General features: G+C 56.9%; 15 protein-coding genes. 4 read left to right on the top strand and 11 right to left on the bottom strand.

Features of this window, described 5'->3' with window-relative positions; genetic code table 11:
* Positions 1-40 precede the first annotated feature (40 nt).
* Together F591_RS0114190 and F591_RS0114185 are read right to left on the bottom strand one after the other, a co-directional pair.
* Positions 41-2,329, bottom strand: coding sequence for an endonuclease MutS2 (locus F591_RS0114190; RefSeq protein WP_019535280.1), 2,289 nt, complete (start codon positions 2,327-2,329; stop codon positions 41-43).
* A 639-nt stretch (positions 2,330-2,968) separates the two neighbouring features.
* Positions 2,969-4,111, bottom strand: a complete 1,143-nt coding sequence (locus tag F591_RS0114185) for an AI-2E family transporter (RefSeq protein WP_019535279.1) — start codon at positions 4,109-4,111, stop codon at positions 2,969-2,971.
* Positions 4,112-4,301: 190 nt separating this feature from the next.
* Between F591_RS0114185 and F591_RS0114180 the strand changes: the two genes are divergently transcribed.
* Positions 4,302-4,565, top strand: a complete 264-nt coding sequence (locus F591_RS0114180; protein WP_019535278.1) for a DUF1292 domain-containing protein — start codon at positions 4,302-4,304, stop codon at positions 4,563-4,565.
* A 184-nt stretch (positions 4,566-4,749) separates the two neighbouring features.
* On the opposite strand, the gene F591_RS28145 is transcribed toward F591_RS0114180, so the two are convergent.
* The 5 genes from F591_RS28145 to F591_RS0114155 all read right to left on the bottom strand — a co-directional run bounded on the left by F591_RS28145 (position 4,750) and on the right by F591_RS0114155 (position 11,301).
* On the bottom strand, positions 4,750-6,573 hold the full coding sequence (locus F591_RS28145; RefSeq protein ID WP_019535277.1) for a right-handed parallel beta-helix repeat-containing protein: 1,824 nt from the start codon (positions 6,571-6,573) through the stop codon (positions 4,750-4,752).
* Between the two features lie 69 nt (positions 6,574-6,642).
* Positions 6,643-7,659, bottom strand: a complete 1,017-nt coding sequence (locus F591_RS0114170; RefSeq protein ID WP_019535276.1) for a ComEC/Rec2 family competence protein — start codon at positions 7,657-7,659, stop codon at positions 6,643-6,645.
* Positions 7,660-7,748: 89 nt separating this feature from the next.
* Positions 7,749-9,380 carry an extracellular solute-binding protein gene (locus F591_RS0114165; protein ID WP_019535275.1) on the bottom strand — a complete coding sequence of 544 codons (1,632 nt, stop codon included), beginning with the start codon at positions 9,378-9,380 and terminating at the stop codon, positions 7,749-7,751.
* A gap of 111 nt (positions 9,381-9,491) precedes the next feature.
* Positions 9,492-10,376, bottom strand: coding sequence for a carbohydrate ABC transporter permease (locus F591_RS0114160; RefSeq protein WP_019535274.1), 885 nt, complete (start codon positions 10,374-10,376; stop codon positions 9,492-9,494).
* A gap of 16 nt (positions 10,377-10,392) precedes the next feature.
* Positions 10,393-11,301, bottom strand: coding sequence for an ABC transporter permease (locus tag F591_RS0114155; RefSeq protein WP_425414359.1), 909 nt, complete (start codon positions 11,299-11,301; stop codon positions 10,393-10,395).
* 349 nt (positions 11,302-11,650) lie between these two features.
* Here F591_RS0114155 and F591_RS0114150 point away from each other — a divergent pair, with 349 nt between their 5' ends.
* Positions 11,651-13,924, top strand: a complete 2,274-nt coding sequence (locus tag F591_RS0114150) for a helix-turn-helix domain-containing protein (protein WP_019535272.1) — start codon at positions 11,651-11,653, stop codon at positions 13,922-13,924.
* A 60-nt stretch (positions 13,925-13,984) separates the two neighbouring features.
* On the opposite strand, the gene F591_RS32835 is transcribed toward F591_RS0114150, so the two are convergent.
* Positions 13,985-14,776 carry a class I SAM-dependent methyltransferase gene (locus F591_RS32835; protein WP_019535271.1) on the bottom strand — a complete coding sequence of 264 codons (792 nt, stop codon included), beginning with the start codon at positions 14,774-14,776 and terminating at the stop codon, positions 13,985-13,987.
* A 344-nt stretch (positions 14,777-15,120) separates the two neighbouring features.
* Between F591_RS32835 and F591_RS0114140 the strand changes: the two genes are divergently transcribed.
* Together F591_RS0114140 and F591_RS0114135 are read left to right on the top strand one after the other, a co-directional pair.
* A complete protein-coding gene (locus F591_RS0114140) occupies positions 15,121-15,981 on the top strand; it encodes a helix-turn-helix transcriptional regulator (protein ID WP_040741748.1) in 861 nt (286 codons plus the stop codon).
* 939 nt (positions 15,982-16,920) lie between these two features.
* Positions 16,921-17,358, top strand: a complete 438-nt coding sequence (locus F591_RS0114135) for a spore coat protein (protein WP_051109196.1) — start codon at positions 16,921-16,923, stop codon at positions 17,356-17,358.
* A gap of 176 nt (positions 17,359-17,534) precedes the next feature.
* Here F591_RS0114135 and F591_RS0114125 read toward each other — a convergent pair whose 3' ends face one another.
* The 3 genes from F591_RS0114125 to nagZ all read right to left on the bottom strand — a co-directional run bounded on the left by F591_RS0114125 (position 17,535) and on the right by nagZ (position 21,659).
* Positions 17,535-18,179: a nucleotidyltransferase family protein gene (locus F591_RS0114125; protein WP_019535267.1), complete on the bottom strand. Its 645-nt coding sequence runs from the start codon at positions 18,177-18,179 to the stop codon at positions 17,535-17,537.
* A 15-nt stretch (positions 18,180-18,194) separates the two neighbouring features.
* The gene (locus F591_RS0114120) at positions 18,195-20,039 is read right to left on the bottom strand and encodes a hypothetical protein (protein WP_026326614.1); all 1,845 of its coding nucleotides are present in this window, start codon (positions 20,037-20,039) and stop codon (positions 18,195-18,197) included.
* Between the two features lie 153 nt (positions 20,040-20,192).
* Positions 20,193-21,659, bottom strand: a complete 1,467-nt coding sequence (gene nagZ, locus F591_RS28140; protein WP_245581047.1) for a beta-N-acetylhexosaminidase — start codon at positions 21,657-21,659, stop codon at positions 20,193-20,195.
* Positions 21,660-22,458: the final 799 nt, after the last annotated feature.

Here is a 22,458-nt window from a genome sequence, read left to right as displayed (position 1 = left end):
CGCTTCCCGCAACGCCCGGGGAGCGGCTTGCGCCTCCTGCTCACAGCTCCTCCGGCTTCCTTACGATCGTCAGCCCTTCCACATGCTTGCGGCTCATGAGCTTCTTTTTCTTCCGGTCTTCCTTGGTTTCAAAGATAATGTCGAAGTCGTAGTCGTCCGGATACAGCTCCTCCTTCGGAATATGCAGGGAGAACCGTTTTTGATTGACCGTTACTTTCTGCTTCTGGATCATGACGCCGACAAGCCCTTGGGCGTCCTCCTCCCGGTACACGATCCCGGTCTTGTTCAATGAAGACACGTAGACGCTGTCTCCGATGCGGAATTTTCTCGGCGAAGCCGGCGGCTTCTCCCGCTTCTCCGTCATCGGCCGGGCTGTATCGGCCGCTTCGCCGCGCATGCCGTGGACTGGCAGGCCCTGGTCAGCCCCGGTATGTCCGGCTCCGTCCGAACCGCCCTGCTTGCCGCCAGCCGGATGGAGAAGGGAACCGGCGGGCTCGCTATGGCCTTCTCCCGCATCGGTGGCCGGTTGCCCCGGCTCCGTCCGCTTCGCCTCCGCCATGCACGCCTGTCTCGCTTGCGTCGCCTCCGGCATGCTTTCCTGCTTCGCCCGCGTCGCCTCCGGCACGCTTTCCTGCTCCGTCCGCTTCGCCTCCGGCATGCTTTCCTGCTTCGCTTGCGTCGCCTCCGCCATGCTTTCTTGCTTCGCCTGCGTCGCCTCCGGCATGCTTTCCTGCTCCGCCCGCCTCGCCTCCGGCCCGCGCCCCTGCTCTGTCAGCGTCGGCTCAATCGCCCGCTCGTCCTTGCCCCAGCCTTCCATAATTTCTTGGGAGCGCCGGATGATCTGGGGAGACATCCCCAAATTGCGGGCGATGACGAATGCGTAGCTGGAGCCGGCTTCGCCGATGCGCAGCCGGTACAGCGGCTTCAGCGTATCGGTATCGAACTCCATCCTGGCGTTCTCGAATCCGGCCGTCGTCGCGGCAAAATGCTTGATTTCGTTAAAATGAGTCGTCGCAATGACAGTTGCCTGCCTGCGGTACAGCTCCTCCAAAATCGCGATCGAAAGTCCGACGCCTTCGCCCGGATCGGTGCCTGTCGCCATCTCGTCGACAAGCACGAGCGTCGACCGGTCTGCGTCCTGCAAAATTTCGATCATATTGCGGATATGGGAGGAGAATGTGCTCAGCGACTGCTCGATGCTTTGCCCGTCCCCGATATCGGCGGCGATTTGCGCGAAAACGGCAAAGGTGCTGCCTTCCTGCACCGGAACGAGCAGGCCGGATTGAACCATCAAGGTGAGCAGTCCGACCGTTTTCAGCGCCACCGTCTTGCCGCCCGTGTTCGGGCCCGTAATGATGAGCGACCGGTACTTCCGACCGATGGAGAAGCCGAGCGGCACCATGTTGCTGCCAAGCAGCGGATGAACGGCGCCGCGGAAGTCGATCACCCCTGCATCGTTCACCTCCACATTCCTTCCTCCGATCGACAGCGCGTACTTCGCCTTGGCGAACAGGTAGTCGTATTCGCCGATCGTCTCGACATTCATGCGCAGTTCATGCTCGGCTTCCTCGGCCAGACCTGTCAAATGGCTGAGCACCTTGGCTTCCTCCCGCGCCTCCTCCGCCCTGAGCGCGTGAAGCTCATGCTGCAGGTGGGCGATATCGCCGGGCTCGATGTATACGGTCTGGCCGCTGGACGATTCGCCTAGCACCGTACCGGCGATTCGCTTCCGATGCTCCTTTTTGACCGGCAGCACGTACCGGTCGCCGCGCATCCCGACCAGATTCTCCTGCAAAATGTCGCGATGTCTTGTCAGCAGCGCTTGAATTTTGCTCTTGATGCGCTCCTGGATGACGGCGATTTTTTTGCGCACTTTATTCAGCTCTTTGCTCGCCGTATCGACGATGCTGCCATGACACAGGCACCGTTCGATCTCCGCTTTCAACCTGTCCAGCTCGTGCAGCGAGGCGGCAAATTGGCTGATCCGCGGCGCGACAGCCGCCTTCGAGGCCATATATTTCCTAAGCTGCGTGCAGCTATGCAGAAACGTATAAATATTGGAAAAATCGTCCTCGCTGAAAACATAGCCTGTCCCGAGCAGGTTCAGCACCGCGTCGATGCCCTGCAGCGAAGGAATCGGCACGCTGCCTCCCGCGTTCAGAATCGCCAGCGCTTCATTCGCATCGTCCAGCGCCGTTCGTACGGCCCGGCACTCGAGCAGCGGCCCCATCCGTTCGACGTGTTCCTTGCCCAGATACGATACCGCGTACTCCGCCACCTTCTGTTTGATTTGGTCATACTCCAATTGGCGCATCGTTCTTTCGTTCATCTCGAATCGCTCCTTTGTGCAAATAAAAAAAGGCAAAGAACGGCGCGCGGGTAGCGTCATTCTTTGCCTTCGTCGGTCTATCCTTAAAAACGCCGAAACGAAAAAAACGTGCTGAAGACAGCACGAATTCGGCGCAAGGATAGCATGATCTTGGGCGATGTTCGGTATCCGCTGTTCTTAACTAATCCGAAGCTGCGCATTCGGGCATGAGAAAACACACCCGCATCGGGCGTAAAATTTCACCTGGACGCCTATGACGAATGATTCTCTCGTCATCGGTCGTCGCCTGCGGCATTGAAAATTCAGCTTGTAGATAGAAGCTGATTTTCAAGATAGGCGCCTATGACGAATGATCTCTCGTCATCAGTCGTCGCCTTCGGTGCCTGAAAATTCGCCAGAGGATTCCGGCCAATTTTTCAAGATTGCGCAAGCTTCCTATGGAATTATTAGTTAAGAACGCTCACCGACATCAAAATCTCTCCTTTAAAAGGAATAAGCTTATTGTATATGACATTCGGGCGTAAATCAAGCCGGAGCCTTCTTCAGCGTATCCTTTTCCCGCATCGCATCGCCGCGATGGCCGCGCCGCCTCCCTCCTTAAGGAGATGGCTTCCGCAGATGTGACGGGCGGCCAACGAATTACATCTGAGCAGGATCGTACAAGCCGGAGCGGCTTTTGAACCAGGCGAACAAGTGCGAGCAGATGACCTTCAGCACGGCGTAGCCGGGAACGGCCAGCAAAACGCCCCATACCCCGAACAGGTTGCCTGCCGTCAAAATGATGAAGATGATCGTGATCGGATGAATTTGCATCGTCTTCCCCATAATTTGCGGCGAAATGAACTTCCCCTCGACAAGCTGAACGATCGTCCAAATGACGACCATCTTCAGGAGCATGACCGGCGATGTGACGAGGGCGACGATCAGCGCGGGCGTGATGGCGATCGCGGGTCCCAAATAAGGCACGACGCTCGTCAAAGCGGCGATGGCGGCCAGCACCAGGGAATAGTCCAGCCCGATAATGCGGTATCCGACAAACAGCAAAAATCCGATGCAAAAGCTCACGATGATCTGCCCGCGGATGTAAGAGCTGATCTGGTGATTCATCTCTGCCATCACCCGATGCGTCTGCTCGCGGAAGCGGACCGGCACGAACTGCAAAATGTACGATGGCAGCTTCCTCCCGTCCTTCAACAAATAAAACAAAATAAACGGCAGGGTCACGACAGCGAGAACGATCTCGGTCACCGCCCCCAGGAATCCGCCGATGCTTTGCCCCGCCCGGTTGACAATGCCGGACAGCTTGTCGGTCAGCGTGTTGATCCAATCGTCCGAATTGAGCCCGATCAGCGACTGCAGCTGATGGAACAGCTGGCTGCCGAGCCGCTGCTCGAGCTGAAACTGGATCTCCCGTATGAAATGCGGCGCATTATGGATTAAACCGGTGATCTGCTCGCGCACGATCGGGATGACTTTGGAGACGATCAGCCCGGCCGCGAGAATGATCGTCAAATACAGCAAGGCGATGGACACAATCCGCCTTACCCCGCGTCGCTGCAGCCAATCCACCGCCGGATTGAGCAAATAATAAGCGATGCCTGCCAGCAGGAGCGGGAGCAGCACCGTTTTGACGAGCACCACCAAAGGCCTGAAGACAAACGGGATATGGTTCAATACCCAAATATTGAGCCCGATCAGCAGCAGCACCAGCAGAAAGATGACGAATTTGTTATTGAGAAACAACCACTTGAATCGATCCGCCCGGGAGAGAAAATTCCCCATGAGCCGCCCCCCTTGCAGTATGTATATATTTCATTATAGTCCAATGCGGCCATTCGATACCTTTTTGCCAGGCGCTGTACTCGCGCGATAGCATGGTTTAGCCTGCGGCTTGCATATTTTTCCGTTTTTCATCAAACGCTATGGGCGGCTGCACCTATCCTTGACGATAATAAGCAAAGGAGCATCAACGATGGATTCGAGCCATGAGCACAGGGATAAGATTACGATTGAGAATGAGCGCGGAGAGCAGCTGCAATATACGATCGAGGCTTTGTTCGATATGGAGCAGCAAAGCTACGCTTTGCTTCATTCGGAGGATGATCTTCTGCTGATGCGCATTGAGGAAGAGGACGGAGAGCAGTATCTCGTCGGCATCGACGATCCGGAGGAAGCGCAATCCGTCATGGAGGCCTATCAGATTGCCGTCGAGGCGGCGCCGGCCGACAAGCATTAAGCCGGCGCGCTTCGCTTTACGCACCGCCCGCACCGGAAGCCGCAGAGAAGCCGGAATCGGCCGCGATGATCAGCCGCAGACCTTCAGCGGCTTCCCGGTGCAGGATATCGTCGCGGAAGCCGAGCTTTGCTGCCTCAGCAGCCGCTCGCTCTCCGGGCGGAACTATGCATGCCTGCTCAACCGATCAGCCCGGCGTAAACACAGGGCTGCCGTCATTGCCTACCGTCATGCGGTAACGGGCTCCGCTTGGCGCATGCAGATAGACGCCGTCGAAGTTGCTCGCTCCCTGCACCGATACGGCTGCCGTCTTGCCTTCGCAGCGGTTGTTCGAGACCTGCACGTTGCTGCATGTCCCGGTCACGCTGACGCCGTACTGATTTTGGTTGCCGGACCGCGCTTTAACGACGGTATTGCCGGCGATCGTCCCATTCTTCGCCCCGTTGGCCGCGAGGATGCCGCTTCTCGTATTGTCGGTCTCCGTCGCCGCGGAATCGACGACGTTGCCGCATACCTGGAAGCCGTCCGCATTTTGCACGAAAATGCCCGTTCTGCCGCATCGGCTCACGAGATTGTGGCTGATGTCGAGACCCCGGGTATGTCCCTGATTGCGGTACTCCGCATCCGGCTCCTCCATATAAACCGCTTCCATTTTTATGTCCAGAAAATGATTGCCGCTGATCGTCGCATCGCTGACATAGGCAAGCAGCATGCCCCGGTATTGGCTGCGGAACAAATTGCCGGTGACCGATACATTGTGCGCCCAGCGCATCGTGATGCAGTTGCGGTTCGCAGAACCGGCCTCGAACACATTGTCCGCGATGACAAGCGACTCTACCTTGGCATACGCTTCGTTCGTCTTGGGCCAGCCGGCGCAGTAGATGTTCTCGCCCGTCGTCCCCTGGAAGACGTTGGACGAGATGACGATGCGCTTGCCCGATTGCGGCAGTCCGCTCTGCACCCCGTCCGCATCCTTGGACGATTCGGTCCCGCCCTGCGGGTTCGACAGCATGATGCCGCGGGTGCAGTTTAGAAACAAGTTGCCGGAAACAAGCAGATCATTGAACTTGAAGCTGCGGACGCCGGCGAACGTCATCCCGTCGAACGTGTTATCCGTAATCTTGATGTTGGCATTATACAGATTGTGCACAGCGTAATGGTTGCCGACGCCGGCCGGCCAAGCTTGCGTGCCCGGCGTGCCGCTGGCGCCAAAGTAGCAGCCGCGGATGATCACATTCCGGCAAGGCGTTCCGTCGAAGACGCCCATCTGCGAAAATCCGGCCGCCGTATGGTTGGCCAGCTGAATCGCCTCGGCGTAATCCCGCGATTGATCGGCCGTGCCGTCGCGATAACCGAGAAAACGGCAGTTCTCGATCAGCACGTTCTCGCAAGCGTTCATATCGATGCCGTGCGCGCTCACGATGTCCCGCATCTCGATGCCGCGGATTACAATGCCGCTGCCCCTGGCCAGGCCAAACCCGTTGAACGTATCCGGGTACTGCAGGATGTTGCCCTCCCACACTCCACCCTCGATGACGATATCGCCGTGCCCTTCGTATCCTTCGAACATCGAGCCGTTATCTCCGTTCACAAGAAACGAATGATCGTGGCAGCGCAGGATGGTTGCTCCGGGAGCCAAAGTCAGCCGCGTGCGGCGGTAAATGCGCAGCGTATCGGTCGTTTTGTACGTCCCCTTCGGAATGACGACATGCGAATACTCCCCTTGCGCAGCCTGGCTGAGCGCCTGCTGAATGGCGGCCGTATCGTCGGCCTGGCCGTCGCCGGCGGCGCCGAAATCCCGGACGTTGTATATCGGCATCGACCCGGTCTCGAATCTGGGATGAGACTTGGCGTCATTTCCGTAAACGGTCTCCGTCACCGCAGGTCCGACAGCGGCGGCGGTGGCATTCAGCCAGCTGCTCCCGGCCGCAAGCGCGGCCCCGGTCACCCCGAGCGAGGCGAGCAGTTTTCTTCTGCTGATTTTTTCGGCAGCTTGTTCATTGCCCGGCATAATCAACCATTCCTTTCCCAAACAATTAGCGAGCTCGTTGCAACAATCGCTTTCTTAAATGGAAGGCTCTCACTTGTCCGCAGCGCTTGCTCTTGGCGGCTGCCAATCTTTTTCCGTCAGCACGTCGATCGTCTTGCCGTCGGAGTGCAGCAATATGTTGCCGTGCAGACCGGTGGAGTACACCTTGGTTCCCTTCTTCTCGATGCGCTCTTTCAGGTTCGGGCTCTGGAAAATGTTTTGGCTCATGACGACGATACTCGGCGAGACAGCATCCATGAATGCGGTCGACGAAGACGTCGATTCATTGCCGTGATGAGGCGCATCCATCATGTCGCTCTTCAGCTTCTCCTTCCATTCGGACCCGGTCAGCTCGATCTCCCTGTGCTTGTAAATGTCTGCCGTAAACAGGAATGAACGCTCGCCATAAGTCAGCTTGAGCACCATCGAGTAATCGTTGATTTCCTGCGCGGAGAACGTCTTCACCGCATCCGGCAACGCATCCTTGGGCGGGCTCAGCACCTCGAAGCGGAGCTGGTCTCCCAGGGCGAACGTGTCGCCCTCCTGCAGCGTCCGCTTCGGAACGTTCTTCGCATCGACGGCTGCGATCGCGTTCCGGTAGGCCGAAGACTTCTCGTAGGGCAGATTGACCATGTAGAAGGCCCCGATCTCCTTCTCCTTCGCAACCGTGGCATAGCCGCCGATATGGTCGATATGCGGATGCGTATTCAAGGCGATATCGAGCTTGTCGATGTTCAGCCTGTTCAAATAATCGACCACCTGCGAGCCGGCCTCCGGCAAGCCCGCGTCCACGAGCATCGTTCGCCCTTCCGGCGAGATGATGAGGAAGCTGTCGCCCGCCAAATTTTCCCCGTCCAAACGAAAATAACGGATCGTCAGCTTGCCCTTGTAAGCTTCCTGGTCGAATACTTGCTCTGTCCGGAGGGCAGGCTCCTGCGGCCCCGGCGGTGCAGGTGCGGCGGCCGGCTCTGCAGCCGGTCCCGATTGCAGGCAGGCCGCCACTAGCAGCGCGGCGGAAACTAACGCGGCGCCTGTTTTTATAGCGCGTACCCATCGATAGCGCGGCATTCGCCCACATCCTTTCCTGATTTGAAAAAATGAACGAGGAGGAGCGGACATGCCGCTGCCTCCATGCGGTGATGTTGAACTGGGTGTTCTTACTTGCTGTTTTTGTACCGCTCGTAAGCTTGATTGTACACCTTCATATACTCGTCCAGTCCCATCTTCTGAACGTTGGCGACATATTTATCCCATTCCGACATCGGCTGGGCGCCGGTAATGAACTTCGCTTCCATCTCGCCGATGTAGGTCTCGATGTCGGAGCCGATGGTGGAGCGGAATTCGGACTCTTCCTCCGTGAAGTTGAAGGCGTTCCAAATCTCCGGAATTTTGTGCGGCTGCGCCTTCTCGCCGACGGCCAGCGATTCGGGCAGCGTTTCCGAGCCTTTGAAATATTTCTCCTGGACGTAACCCGGGTAGCTGCCGCCCAGCCACGTAATGTATTTGGCCAGTGCCTGGTCCATCGTCAGCCCGTTCGGATTGTTCGTGATCTCCTCGACGAATTCCAGCTTGCCGTCGGCCGTCTTGGTATAGGTCTGGCCTTCGATGCCCATGAAGTAGAAGGTGGCCCCTTCATCGCCGTAGAAATGGTCGATCCAGCGCACCGTCGCTTCGGGATGCTTGTTCTTGTCGGTGATGACGAACGCTCCCGGCCATACTGCCGGCACTTTAATATGGGAATACAGCTGGTCTCCGTGCGGTCCTTTCAACGCGCCGAGACCGATATATCCGTCCTGGTTCATCTGCGTTTTCGGATTCGGGTTGATCGTAGCGCCCAAAATGCCCTGCTGCCCTTTCGCGTACAGCGCCGCCGTCTTGATCGTGAAAATTTCCTTGTCGATCAAGCCTTCGGTATACAGCTTGCGCACATACTCGATGACTTCTTTATATTTCGGATCGGTGCGGAAGAAGCGCAGTTCGTTCGTATTCGGATCGACGTCGACGAATTTGTGGCCGAGGCCGCGGTTGCCGAAGCCCCACGCTCCGCGGATCTGCTCGATCAGCGGATTGATGCCTGTGCCCGCATAAGGAATTTCGTCCGCCTGCCCGTTGCCGTTCAGGTCGGTCTCCTTGACCTTTTTCAGGAACTGGTAAAATTCCTCGGTCGTCGTCGGCTCCTTCATATTCAACTTATCCAGCCATTCCTGCTTCACCCAAAGCGGCGTTCCGATCAGCATCGACAGAAATTCCGGGCTGTAGAAGGACGGGAACGAATAAATGCCGCCGTCAGGCATCGTCAGCCCTTTTTTCAGATCCGGATACTTCTCCAGCAGGCGCTTGAAATTCGGAGCGTATTGATCGATCAGGTCGTTCAGTCTGACGAACGTCCCCTGAGCCCCGTATTTCATCAGGTCGGATGCCGGTACGCGGGCCGAATAGAAGGCGTCCGGATAATCGCCGCCGGCCAGAGCCAGGTTGCGCTTCTCGGTCAAGTTCTCGAACGGCACGAGCTGGAATTTCACGTTGATGTTCGTCATCTTCGCGTATTCTTTCCAAACGAGCGTCTCCTCGAAGTTGTTGCCGTTCGTCGCCGCTTTCCCCGTGAAAAATGTCAGGTTGATCGGTTCCTTGACGATCGGCATGCCTGTCTTGTTGACGTTCGCCGCGGCTTCGCCACCGCTCGGGGCTGGCTCTCCTTCTCCTCCAGTCTGTCCGCCGCTGCAGCCGGCAAGCAGGCCTCCGGCCATTGCCAGGGACAATGCCGCTGCTGTCCATCTTGTTGTGTGCATGTCTTTGCCTCCCTTTGTTATTGTATCTATCGGCTAACAGGGTGTCACCCCCATTTAACCTTAAAGTTTTGTAAATCGGCTCATAAGCCGATTCCGCAGGGCTTGAACCGCTTAGCCTTTGATCGCCCCAATCATGACGCCTTTTACGAAATATTTTTGAAGGAACGGATACAGCATCAGCACCGGCAGATTGGCCACGATGACGACGGCGTACTTGATCGCCTCGCTCTCCATCACGGCATTCGCGTGCGAATCGTCGCCGATGCCCTGCATCTCCTGCATCTGTCCTTGGATCAGGATTTCCCGCAGGAACAGCGTCAGCGGATATTTGTCGCGATCGGTCAAATACATCAGCGCGCTGAAGTACGCGTTCCAGTGGCCGACGCTGTAAAACAGTATCATGACCGCGATGATCGGCATGGACAAGGGCAGCACGATCCGGATCAGCGTGCTCATATTCGAGCAGCCGTCGATGGCCGCGGCCTCCTGCATCTCGTACGGAATGCCGTTCTGAAAGAACGTCCGCATGATGAGGACGTTGTAAACGGATACCGCTCCGGGGATAATGAGCGCCCACATCGTGTTCAGCATGCCGAGGTTTTTGATCAGCAAATACGTCGGCACCATGCCGCCGCTGAAAAACATCGTAAAAACCATCATCGCGGAGATCACGTTGCGTCCGTACAAATCTTTGCGGGAAAGCGGATAAGCTGCCGCGATGGACATGACCAGATTGATCGATGTGCCGATGACCGTATACAGAATCGTGTTCATGTAGCCCGTCAAGATTTCGTGGTTTTGGAATATTTTCGTATATCCGACCCACGTCAGCCCTTTGGGCCACAGCCATACCTCGCCGCGCATGACGGCGTCGGGACTGCTGAATGAGGCGACGAGCACGAAGATCAGCGGGTACAGCACGATGACGCAGACGAGCGCAAGAAGCGCATGCACGGCCCAGTCGAACAGCTTATCGCCCAAGGTTTCATTATTCATGGCTTGCAAGCGCCTCCTACCATAAGCTTGTGTCGTTCACTTTCCGGGCGATGCGGTTGACCATCACCAGCAGAATGAAGTTGACGACGGAGTTGAACAGGCCGACGGCCGCCGAGTAGCTGTACTGCCCGTCAATGATCCCTTTGTTGTACACGTGCGTCGCAATGACGTCCGAAGCCGCCATATTGAGCGAGTTCTGCATCAGGTATACCTTTTCGAATCCGACGCTCAGCAGCGAGCCCATATTGAGAATGAGCAGGATGGTGATCGTCGGCATGATGCCCGGCAAATTGATGTGCCAGATGCGCTGCCAGCGGCTGGCTCCGTCGACGCGGGCCGCCTCGTGCAGCTGCGGGTCGATGGACGTCAGCGCGGCCAAATAAATGATCGAGCTCCACCCCATCTGCTGCCAGACGCCGGAAAGCACATAGATGCTCTTGAACCAGATCGGATCCGTCAAAAATTCGACCGGCTCGCCGCGGAACCAAGTGATGACCATATTGACCAGGCCGGTCTGCGGCGACAGGAAAATGAAGATCATCCCGACCACCACGACGGTCGATAAAAAGTGCGGAGCGTAAGTGACGGTCTGCACGAACCGGCTGAACTTTTGCGAGCGCACCTCGTTAATCATCAGCGCGAGCAGAATCGGTACCGGAAAACCGACAAATAACTGATATAAGCCGATGCCGAGCGTGTTCTTGATGAGCCGCCAAAAGTAATAGCTGTCAAAAAAACGTTCGAAATGCTGTAGCCCGACCCACGGGCTTCCCCAGATGCCTTTGGTGGCGATGAAGTTTTTGAACGCGATCTGTACGCCATACATCGGAACGTATTCGAAAATGATAAAAAAGGCGATGACCGGCAGCAGCAGCAGGTACAAATCCCAGTTTTTGCGTATCTGTCTTATGATGGGGGAGCGGATCGTCTTGGCGCCCCCTTGCGCCGCCGGAATAGTTGCTTGTTTTTTCAATGTTGCGTTTCACCCCGCTTTCGTCTATCTTGAAAATTTGACGGTAAGCTGCCGACAAATTTTCATCAACCAAAGGCGACGACTGAAGGCGAGCGTTGTTCGCCATAGCGTCTGTCCTGACCGGAGTATAGCAAAGCCCGCTGCAGAGCGGTATTTACACTTCTTTCGTTCCCTTGCGCCAGATTGACCGGTTTAAAGAAATGATAACTTTCTAAAAAAAAGCGAGTATTGCCGAAGCGCAAGGTTCATGTACAATACAAGAAGGGTTTCCATCGAAATACGACCATATAGACAGAGGAGCATGCAGACGTTGAAATGGACCTTGTTTAATCGACGAACGCTCGTATTTAAAATTTTCATCAGCTTTCTCAGCATCATCCTGTTGTTTTCCGTCTTTAATGTACTTAGCATATTTTTGTTTAACAAAGGGGTACAAAACGAGGTCATCCGGTACAACCGGCTGATGCTGCAACATTCGGCGGACCGGTATCGCACGCATTTCGAGCGGGTCAGGACGATGCTGTTCGATATGTATCGGGACGAGCATATCGTTGCTTTCAATCGGCAGCTGGCAAGAGTGGGAGACGGCATCGATTTGTGGCAGGCCAAAGAGGTGCTGAAGACGGTGCGCGCCGAGGCGTTCAATCCGATGTATTATTTGCACAACCTGCTCGTCTATTTCGAGCCCGCCTCCTTGATCGTGGATAAAGAAGGCACGGTCGATGCGGAGATGATGTTTTCACGCTTTTATATTAGCCCGAGCTATCCTGCCGATTACTGGAAGGAGCAGTTTACCCGCAAAAGCAACTACGTGCTGCATCCGGAAGGCACGTTCACGATCAACGGCTTGAATGATTCCGAGACGGCGCAGCTGATTCCGTTCTCGTTCCGCATGCCGTCGTCCCGGTATCAGATTATCGCGCTGATGGACGGGCACCGGCTGCAGGAAGCTTTCTACGGAACGGAGGGAGATAACCGGCTGTTCATGATTATGGACGAGACCGGCGCGATGATCTACCGCTCTTCCGCCGCCTTGTCCGCGGAGGACATTCCCCCGTTCGAGAACGGCCGCGAGTATGTGTTGTCGGGGGATTATTATTATTTTGCCGAGAAAGACGGCTCAGCCGGGCTCACCTACATTACGGCCGTTCCGTCTGCGGATATTACGTCGCGGGTGAGGAGTGCCAGCCTGCTGCTGTTGTTGCTTTTTGCCGTATCAATCGTCATGTGCGTTCTCGCTTCCCTCTATTTCAGCCGCAAAATCAACCGGCCGGTGAAGGAGATGCTGACCTCGCTGCTGCGGCGCGATCCGGTGAAGGTGCAGAGCAAGATTCAGGAATTCGACCTGATCCAGCGCAATATCGGCGAGCTGATGAAGGAGAAGGAGACGATTCACCGCGAATTGCTCGGCAAGCGGTCGCTGCTGACAAGCTTTGGCTACATCAACAAATTGAAGGCGATTACATCCGATATCAACGATTGGAAGGACATCGCCGGCATCGACGAGCCGTTCGTTCTGGTGCTGTACCAGCTGCACTTCAAATCGCAGACGGTCGCCGACAGGCAGCTGAAGACCGACCGGATGGCCTATTATATTCAGGAATACATCAATGTCGTCATGTCGGAACGGATGCCGTCTTCCCACACCTTCCAGATTGAGAACAATCAGATTTTGTCGCTGATTCGCAGCGAGGAAATTCGCGAGGCGCTGGACGACGCGCTGGAGATGCTGAAGGCGATATTGGACCGCGACAAGGAATATTTGCTGGTCACGATCGCCGTCAGCTCCGTTCATGACGGCTCCGCCCAGTTCAACGCCGCTTATCGTGAAGTGCTGGACATGGCGCGGCAGGCCAGGCCGATCGACGGAAGCCAAATCATCCGCGGCCGGCGAACCGTCCCCGACCTGCTGCTGACGGTGCCCCAGGAGCAGGAACTGTACGCCAATTTGCAGGCCGGCAATCACAGCTACTGCATCTCGTTCATGGACCGGACGCTCGATCAGATGGACAAAAAAGGCGCGAGCATTCAGCAGCTTAGGGAGCTTGCCGGGGGCGTCATCTCGCGGGTGGCCAAAATATTGGGGCCTTCCGGGGCGGACGGCGATGCATCGATGCGGCAGCACTATCTCGAGCGCATGGGCGAATGCTTCACGATCGGCGAGTTCAAACGGCTCTTCGCCGAGCTGTTCGATGCCGCGGCGGCGGTCATTCAGTCTAAGAAAGAGAAGCAGGACCCGACGATCTCGCTCGTCATGGACATTATCGAGACGAAATTCGCCGACGATCTCTCGCTCGATCTGCTGGCCGACAAACTCAATCTGTCCGCAGCCTACCTGTCGGTCTACATCAAGGAGAAAACCGGCACCAACTTCAGCGAGCATCTGAACGCCGTGCGCATTCGCAAGGCGAAGGAAATGCTGGCGGATACCGACCTCAGCGTGCAGGAGATCAGCCTGCGCATCGGCTACCGCAACGTGACGTCGTTCATTCGGATGTTCAAAAAAATAACCGGCATCCCGCCGGGGGAATACCGGAAAAACAAGCGGCTTCGCGGCGAGTCGAAAGACGGATGATCGTCTCCCGATTCGGGTCGATGAAGGCCCGTCTCCTGATTCGAGTGATGAATCCGCTCCTCATCTGTTCGCTGCAAGCGGCTTTTTTCGGGCCAGAAACAATACGGCCGCCTGCGGCTTGATCACACTTCCTCCGTGGTCCTCGATCGTCCGGCGAATCTCGCCCAGCAGCGAAGCTTTGGCCGCATCGAGGAGCAGGCGGTGCCGGGAGTTCGTGTTCAGCAGCGCCGCGTATTCGTCTGCGGAATAAGCGTCATTCCAGCGATACTGCCTGACGCTCAGATCTTCAAAGAGGCCGTCCGCCAATGTCAGCCGGGTCCTGTCTTCGATCACCTGCTCTACCGTCGGCTTGCGGGAATCGTCCAATTGCGGCGCATGCCGCTTGTAGCAGTCCCGAATGTGTTGAAACACCGGATCGCCCGACGCCACATGCACCGTCCAGAACAAGGCGATGCTCCCCCCTTCCCGCAGCAGTTCGTGCACTTTGCGATAGCCTGAGCTTTGAGGCTCAATAAAATGAAACGCCGTTCCGGAGACGGCGGCATCGAAGCGTTTGTCGCTCGACCAGGCTTCGAACGAGGAGTGGATGACTTGCACGTTCGGCCTTTCTTTGAATTTTTCCCTGGTCAGTGCAGCGAGCTGTTCTCCGAGCTCGATGCAGGTCAGCCGGTCGAACCCCCGCTGCACAAAGCCTTTCGTCGCCTGCCCTGTTCCGCATCCAATCTCCAGAAGGTCCGAGTCTGGCCGCAACCCCGCGTATTCCGCAATATCGGCGAACAGCTCATCCGGATAATCCGGCCTGTACCGGTCGTATTCTTTGGCCACCTCGTTGAATGTGTTTTTTCTTTCCATCGGGTTTCCTCCCTCTCCCTCGCCTCGCCGCACTAGCACGTCCTTCTCGGGTATTGGAAACGATGCGGCACTTCATTTTTCGGAATATCTTACCATACTTTACGCGAAATGACTCTCTTTTTTTGCTCTAACCGGATTTTCAAGGATGATGGCAATCTCCCCCTTTCGTCTTCAAAGGCTATCGCTTAATATAAAGGAAAAGCCCGGTCAATTACTGTCTGATGACCGGCGATCCCGATCCGATGCCGGTCAAAATACCCTTTGTCCCGCCGCTCCATGCCACGGATATCGCCGACTCGTCCAGGATTCGATCATGACGATCTCACACGAAAGGAGGGTCTTGTATCGTCGGTACCGGTTCCACGCACCTGTCCTTTCTTTCTCCTCCGCTGCCCTATTACGTCGAATGCGGCCAAGCGACTTATATGCCCGGCGAACAGCATCCGGACCGCAAGCAAATCGGCTTTTTCGATCTCATTCTCGTCGATTGCGGCAAGCTGTATATCGGGGAAAACGGGCGGCAATGGGAGGTTTCCCCGGGGCAAGCGCTCATTTTGCGGCCGGATGGTTCTCATTATGCGGTCCAGGCCTGCGAGGCAACGACCCGTTTTTATTGGCTGCATTTTCAGGCCGCCGGCGAATGGGAGGAAGTCGAAGCCCGTCCTGCTTCGCTGCCGGTTCAAGCCAGGGAACGGCGCGCAGCTCCATATCGCATCGTGCTGCCCAAGTATGCGTCTTTGCCCTCGCCGGAGCTGGCTTGCGATCTGATCCGCCGCCTGATGGAGCTGTCGACCGTGCTGCGGAGCGTTGCGTTCTGGGAGGAGCAGCAGTTGTTCGCCGATTTGCTGAAGTGGGTGGAGGATGCGGAGCGGGATTCGCCGGCGCAGCGTCTTGCGGAAAGAACGGAGGCATACATTAAAAGACACTTTCAATCCGATCTGAGCAACCGCAAGCTGGCCGAGGCGCTGCATTTTCATCCGAACTATATTACCCGCTGCATGCAGGAGGTTTACCGCTGCACGCCGATGGAATATCTTCATCAGTACCGCCTGGATCAAGCCAAGCTGCTGCTGATCAAGACGGAATGGCCGATCGCCCGCATTGCGGAGCATGTCGGCTTTCATCATACGCCTTACTTTTCCAGCTGCTTCCGCAAAAAAGAGGGGCTTTCCCCTCTCCAATTCCGCAAGCAGTATGCGAAGTAAGCGGCCATGGCGCGCAGTCCGACGATCGGCGCTGCCGGGGGACATCGGCGCTGCTGGGTGCCGCCTGCTGTTTTTCGAAGGGCCGCTCGGGAGGGGGGGCGATCTGGGCTGTCGCCGAAGTATATCTGGCAGTAGGTGTGCACAGGGTGACGGGGCGACCGCCGTTCCCGCCTTCCATTGCTGAAGTGCGAGCAGGGCGGCGCTACCTGGCATCCATCTCCGAAAAGGCGGCTGGGGCGAGCGAAGCGTTTCCTAGCGCACTCGCCCCCATCCGGTGAAGAGCGACCGGGGCGGACAAGCGTCGGCTGCCCGTGCAGACAGCCGAAGACAAACTGCATCTAGATCGGCCGCTCGCTTCTTTACCTATAGTATGACGACCGCAAATCCGCCACTCGCTTCTTTACCGAAGCATGACGACCGCAAAATGGCGATAGGTGAGCCAAGGAAAATCGAGCGCATGAGAGAATAAAGCCTTCGCACGGCGCTATTTCCCTCCGCGCGTCCATTTCGGCTTCTTAACGCCTTCACGGGGCCTTATTTCGCGAATATTCATATGTCAAGCGCTTACAATCGGGCCGGCTTGCGAAATAACGCCTTCGCACGGCGCTATTTCCCTCCGCGCGCCCATTTTCGGCTTCATAACACCTTCGCAGGGCTTTATTTCGCGAATATTCAATGCGGACGCGATTCGGGCCTGAAGACGCTCCGCATCTTTCAACAGAATGTGTCCTGCACGATGCACGGCCCAGCAGCAGCAGTCTGCTTTCTTCAGACAGCCTCGACTGCAGCGATAGGATCGAATCGGTGCAGGAACCGGGTCAGACAAATTCCCTTCTGGGCGTTTACAGCATATGGTATGGCATCGATAAAAAGGAGGTATCTGCATTGTCTTCCAAGAAAGGGCATCCCGCTCATCTGGCGTGGCACGAAACGCTGGAAATGCATGAATTGACAGCATTTCAAGCTAATCATCTGATGGCTTTCAAAATGCACATCGGCGATGTGAGGGACCCGCAGCTAAAAGCGCTGTACGCCGAAGCGATTCAAAGCCTGGAGCACAACTTAAAGGATTTGCTGCAGTTTTATCCCCAAGCGCCTATGGCAACGAGAAAAGGTGCGGAAGGCGATTTGACCGCCTTTTATGCCGGGCATTTGCTCGGCTTCGCCAAAACGGCGGTTCGCAACTATGCGATTGCGATTACGGAAACCGCGACGCCCCAGCTCAGGGAAACGTTCCAGAGGCATCTGAATGAGGCGATTGCCCTGCACGGCAAAGTATTTTATTTCATGCTTGAACGCGGATTGTACCCTTCTTATCATTTGGAGCAGCTTTTGGCCGGCGATGTGAAAAATGCGAACCAAGCGTTGAGCATGTAGCGAAATGTCCGCTTAAAGCGATCCATCGTCATGCAGCGGAAATGCCGGCATTTTGTGAAACTCAGTCATGCAATGAAGCATCGACGTATAGCGAAACGCCGATCCTGCCAGCAAAGCGCCTGGAAAAATCAAACCATCCCCCGCCTAAGCAGCGACGGCGTTCGGGATGGTTTGTCTTAACCTTCAGATACCATTCGAAGCGCAGAATGGTAATCCTCCATCGTATCGATATCGCAAAACAACGACGGCTCCTCGTATTCCACGATGTCCCCCTCCCCCGCTTTGCCGCTGCGGATGAATCCGCGCGCCCCCTGGTCCCCTTCCAGACGCATCAGCTCGGGAAAAAGCTCGCGCGCCAGCAGCAAAGGCGGCATCGTCACGCCTTGATAGGCTGCCGCCACATAAGCGCAGGGACGCCCCTCTTGCAGGGCAGCGAGAAACCGGCCGACCAGCTCGTCGATCACCCGCTTCGTCACGAACGGCTGATCGGCCAGCAGCACGACGGCTGCACCGGCCTGCCTGGTCTCGCAAGCCTTCAGGCCGCTGATGAGCGACCGGGATTGGCCTTCGAAAGCATTTTCGCAAACAACGCGCGACCACCTGCCGGCCCAAGCCTCGTCATGAAAGGAAGCGTCCAGCCATTCCATGCCGTCCTCCGGCCTTGTGACGATCGCGACATGCTGCAGCCGCGAGCGCAGCGCCTGCCCGAGCGCACTGCTGCCCAGCGTCGAATCGCCGAGCGGCAGCGCCAGCTTGTTCGTCCCCATGCGCCGGCTGAAGCCTGCGGCAAGGTATATGCCGATGAAGGGCGGTTGAACCATTCCGGCAGACCTCCTTTACTTGCGCTGACCGCTGTCGCTCCGCTTCAAATAAAACCGGGCGACATCCTTGTCATACGTCAAGCGCGGATTAGTTACCGTGCCTTTGACTGTCACCTTCGTCAAATAACGCGGATCGTCCAGCGTATCGACGGCAAACGAAAAGCGTCCATCCGCAAAGGGTACCTTGAACTGCTTCAGCGTCTCAAAGCCGCCGCCGTATACCTCGCGTTCCACGACAACCGTCAGTCCTGTGCCAACCTGTTTTTCCACAGTCCCGGCAAAAGCAACCTGCTTCTCATTCGTCGCAATATAGCCTTGAACCGGCTGGTCGAAACGGATGCGGCTGATCTCCCCGAAACTCGTCATATCGGGATAAGCGATGACCGGCTCGGCCGTTTCCGGCGTCAGCCGGATGTCCAGCGTCGAGCTGTACAGCTTGCGCAGTCCGACCTGCAATCCGACGTCGTAGGCATAGGATCCCGTATCAAGCTCGAGATCCGACTCGAACCCGTATTTGGACAATCCGGGCTTGCCGCCGTATTCATAAGTGCCGGGCTCGCCGACAAGCGCCATCGAGCTCACCGCGCCCCCGGGGCCTCCCTTCCAGTCCCTAACGATAAGGGAAGGCAGGACATCGCCGGAGCCGCGCATATAACCGACTGCTTTCACCGCATAAAAATAATTGCGAACATCGGACGGAAGACCGTAATCGTCGACGCGATAGTCCACATACCGGATGTCGAGCCGCCCCGTCTGCGGGTCCCACTGCGATTGATAGCCGAACAGCCACTTCAGGTCGCGTTCGCTGACATACACGTCGGAAGCTCCGCCCCCCGCAGGCACGGCTTTCACGGATGATTTCCCCTTCTCCCCGCCCATCCAATACAATAACACGTCCAACGGATGTTCGGGATAAGCCGCCGCGTTCGACACATACGTGAGCATGCCGTAGGTGCCATTGTCCAAACATAGCGATACCTTGCCGCAGCCAGCGGCCAATCCGTCGCGGCGATAGCCGAGAGCTTCTCCCATAAAAGCGAGCGAGATCATCGGGACGCCGTTCACGACCGTCCCGATCTTCCGGCCCTCGTACTCTACAGACTGGGCTCCGATCGCGATGCCGCTAATCTCCACCGTATTCGTCTCGCGCACTACGAGCGGCGCCTGCTCCATCGGAGGGGATTCGGGCGATTCGTCGGCCGCCGGCGTGAAGGAGATCGTTTTCGCTTCCTCGTTCCATTCGACAAGCCCCATCCGGTCCAGATCGTTCAGCCGGATGGCCGTTCGTCCGTCCAAATTGTACGACGGAATCTCGCGGCCCTCGTAGTACGTCTTGATATCGGTATGGAGCACGTCGCTCAGCTTCGTTCCTACCGGAAGCGATGATGCTTCTTCAACGGCGGGCGCCTGCACCTTTTTAGACGGACGGTTATAGATCGCCACCTTGCGCTCGGCGGGCGTCCAGGCGACGTCAAAGCCGTAATCGCGCAAATCCTCGACGACGATAGCCGTATATCCGTCAATATTCATCGAGCGAATCGGAGTGTTGCGGACATAGGCCCGGATATCCGTTGCCAGCACGTCCCCGACATCGTCGCCGATACGGTGTGCCCCGGACGGGCTTGCCGCTCCCGCCGGCTGTACCGGCAGCGAGCCTGCGGTTCCTGATGGCTGTTCCGGCAGCGAACCTGCCGCTCCCGCAAACTGCATCGCTAGCGAGCCTGCAGCTTTCGCCTGCTGCACCGGCAGCAAACTGGCCGCAAGCGCGGCAGCGAACGCCGCAGTGCACAACCTGCTTAGCCAACCGCGGCGGATGCGGCCGGTCCGGCCTACTCGTTGCGATCGTTTCCTATGATGCATCGTTATTCCTTCTCTCTTCCCAGTATGCAAGCAATATCCATTAGACGCACATTGGGGATAGGAAGTTGCGAGCCCCTCCGCCGGCCGACGCCGATCCGAATTTACACCGCAGAGATGGCGCCGACGCCCGGCGCGCAGGGCAAACAGACCGCCTTATCCGGCGGCCTGCTGCGGCATATAACGCTCCAACACCTCGTTCATCGACCGGTTGAGCCGCTCTACGTCCACTTTCGAAGCTTCTTCATCCGTCAGCTTGTATTTTCGCTTGAGCGCTAAAATTCCGTATACGCGATCGTCGATTTCCTCCTGCGAGAGCTCGCCGCTCGCTGCGGCCGCTTTCAAGGCCTGAAGCACCTTCGTCTGCTTGTCGTATTCGTGTCCGACCAGCACGATGCTGCCGCCCGCCTTGATCGCCTCCACCGACGCTTGGCCGATGTCGTAGTGGTTGACGACCGCTCCCATCGTCATGTCGTCGGTAATGACGACGCCGTCATAACCGAGCTCTCCGCGCAGCAGATCGGTGATTGCCCTTTTGGAGAACGACGCCGGATGGTCGGGATCCAGCTTGGGCAGCAAAATGTGCGCCACCATGACCATATCGGTACCTTCCCGCACCGCATCGGCGAACGGTACGAGCTCTATCTTCCGCAGCCGGTTCAGATCGTGGTTAACGACCGGCAGCCCCAGATGGGAATCGACCGACGTATCCCCATGACCGGGAAAATGCTTGACGACGGAAATGACACCGCCGGTCTGCAGCCCCTTCATCAGCGGCACGCCAAGCCGGCTGACGGCACCCGCATCGCTGCCGAACGATCGGTCCCCGATGACGGGATTGTCCGGGTTGCTGTTCACATCCAGCACCGGCGCAAAATCGACGTTGAGCCCGAACGCCTTCAGTTCCTCTCCGAGCGTCTCGCCGAGCTCCCGCGCAAAATCCGGGTCGTTCGCCTTGCCGATCTCCGCCCCGGCAGGAAGCTTGACAAGCGAGTTCGGCAATCGGCTGACACGGCCGCCCTCCTCATCGACGCTCATAAACAGCGGCACCGAATGATGAGCGGCATTCAACGTCTTCAGGGCGTTAAACAGCTCGACCGCCTGCTGCGCATTTTGAATATTCGGCTTAAAAAAAATAAACCCGCCGACATGGTACGTTTGGATCAGTTCCTTCGTCTGCTCGTTCGGCTCGGTCCCGTCCATCCCGACCAGCACCAGCTGCCCGATCTTCTCGTCGAGCGTCAGCTTCCGCAGCTGCTCCATGACCGGGTCCGGCTTGCTTCCGGGCGCCTCAGGGCCGGTTGCAGCACCTTCGCCGGGCGCCTCCGCGCCTCCTGACGCGCCTTTGCCGGGCGGATCAGCGGCGTCCGTCCCGCCCTCTTCGCCGGGTTGATTGGCGGCGTCTGACCCGCCTTCGCCGGGTTGATTGGCGGCGTCTGACCCGCCCTCTTCGCCGGACGGGCTGCCCGCGCCCGGATTGCTGGCTACTCCTCCGGGATCGGCCTGTCCCGCCGATTCATTCGGCAGCGCAGGCGCTCCACCTCCGGTAGCGCCAAAGCAGCCTGACAGCATAACGGCAATTAGCACCATCGAACATATGACAAAAAGCTTATGTCTCAACACGGCCACACCCTTCTTTCGATCCAAATTTATTGTCGCCGGTTGTCTCTCGTGATAAACGGCCTTGTCATTTATGGACGACGGCAAAGTACAAAAGGTTTCACAGGCGGATAAGAAAAACCTCGCCTAAGTCCTTAATCGTGCAAACCCATACGTTGGATGCAAAGCCTATGGCCCGAATTCATATCCATGCCCCCCTCCGGGTACCTCTCTCCTTCGCAAGCTTCGCAGGAAAATTGCGGCGGCACTTCCGAAACTTCGATATTGCCTGCTTTTAGGAGGGGGTTCAGCAGTTGCTCTCGCGGAGGCTAGCTGTCAAGCGGCCTTCCTATGGAGGAACTGCTTGAATAAGCTCGAAATTCGATCTTATCCCTGAAGAAAATCAGTAAAACGCCAAAATAAGACTGATTTTCGTGCTTATCCAGGGCGAAATCGCCCGTTTCTACCTACAGCAGGTCGAATAAGGTTTTTGTTCGATCTGCTATGAACGTAAATGTCAAGCTCCACATTTTGAGCACATAGGTGAGACCTGGATTTTCATTTTTAAAATTTACGTGCGCTAAAGGAGCTCGGCACGGAGGCAAAATGTGAGCGACGGTCGGCACACTGCTATCCGTGGGTTGAAACCACAAGGTAACCTATTCGTCAAAAGGAACTACCCGTAAACTTATTTCGCACGTAGGGGAAAATTGTTTCCCTGTGCAAGATCGAAAACGCGGATCTTTCCTTCTTATCCCTATCCTTTGCCTCCGGGCCCAACCCTCTAACGTAAGCCTGTCAAGCGGTCTCCTTGACAGGCGTT

It is taken from the genome of Paenibacillus ginsengihumi DSM 21568, from assembly GCF_000380965.1.
Taxonomy (GTDB): domain Bacteria; phylum Bacillota; class Bacilli; order Paenibacillales; family NBRC-103111; genus Paenibacillus_G; species Paenibacillus_G ginsengihumi.
This window is presented reverse-complemented; position numbering and strand designations above follow the sequence as displayed.

Bases quoted from the DNA above. Each gene is read 5' to 3' on its own strand.
- F591_RS0114190 (WP_019535280.1), bottom strand. From the start codon at position 2,329: ATGAACGAAAGAACGATGCGCCAATTGGAGTATGACCAAATCAAACAG.
- F591_RS0114185 (WP_019535279.1), bottom strand. From the start codon at position 4,111: ATGGGGAATTTTCTCTCCCGGGCGGATCGATTCAAGTGGTTGTTTCTC.
- F591_RS0114180 (WP_019535278.1), top strand. From the start codon at position 4,302: ATGGATTCGAGCCATGAGCACAGGGATAAGATTACGATTGAGAATGAG.
- F591_RS28145 (WP_019535277.1), bottom strand. From the start codon at position 6,573: ATGCCGGGCAATGAACAAGCTGCCGAAAAAATCAGCAGAAGAAAACTG.
- F591_RS0114170 (WP_019535276.1), bottom strand. From the start codon at position 7,659: ATGCCGCGCTATCGATGGGTACGCGCTATAAAAACAGGCGCCGCGTTA.
- F591_RS0114165 (WP_019535275.1), bottom strand. From the start codon at position 9,380: ATGCACACAACAAGATGGACAGCAGCGGCATTGTCCCTGGCAATGGCC.
- F591_RS0114160 (WP_019535274.1), bottom strand. From the start codon at position 10,376: ATGAATAATGAAACCTTGGGCGATAAGCTGTTCGACTGGGCCGTGCAT.
- F591_RS0114150 (WP_019535272.1), top strand. From the start codon at position 11,651: ATGCAGACGTTGAAATGGACCTTGTTTAATCGACGAACGCTCGTATTT.
- F591_RS32835 (WP_019535271.1), bottom strand. From the start codon at position 14,776: ATGGAAAGAAAAAACACATTCAACGAGGTGGCCAAAGAATACGACCGG.
- F591_RS0114135 (WP_051109196.1), top strand. From the start codon at position 16,921: ATGCATGAATTGACAGCATTTCAAGCTAATCATCTGATGGCTTTCAAA.
- F591_RS0114125 (WP_019535267.1), bottom strand. From the start codon at position 18,179: ATGGTTCAACCGCCCTTCATCGGCATATACCTTGCCGCAGGCTTCAGC.
- F591_RS0114120 (WP_026326614.1), bottom strand. From the start codon at position 20,039: ATGCATCATAGGAAACGATCGCAACGAGTAGGCCGGACCGGCCGCATC.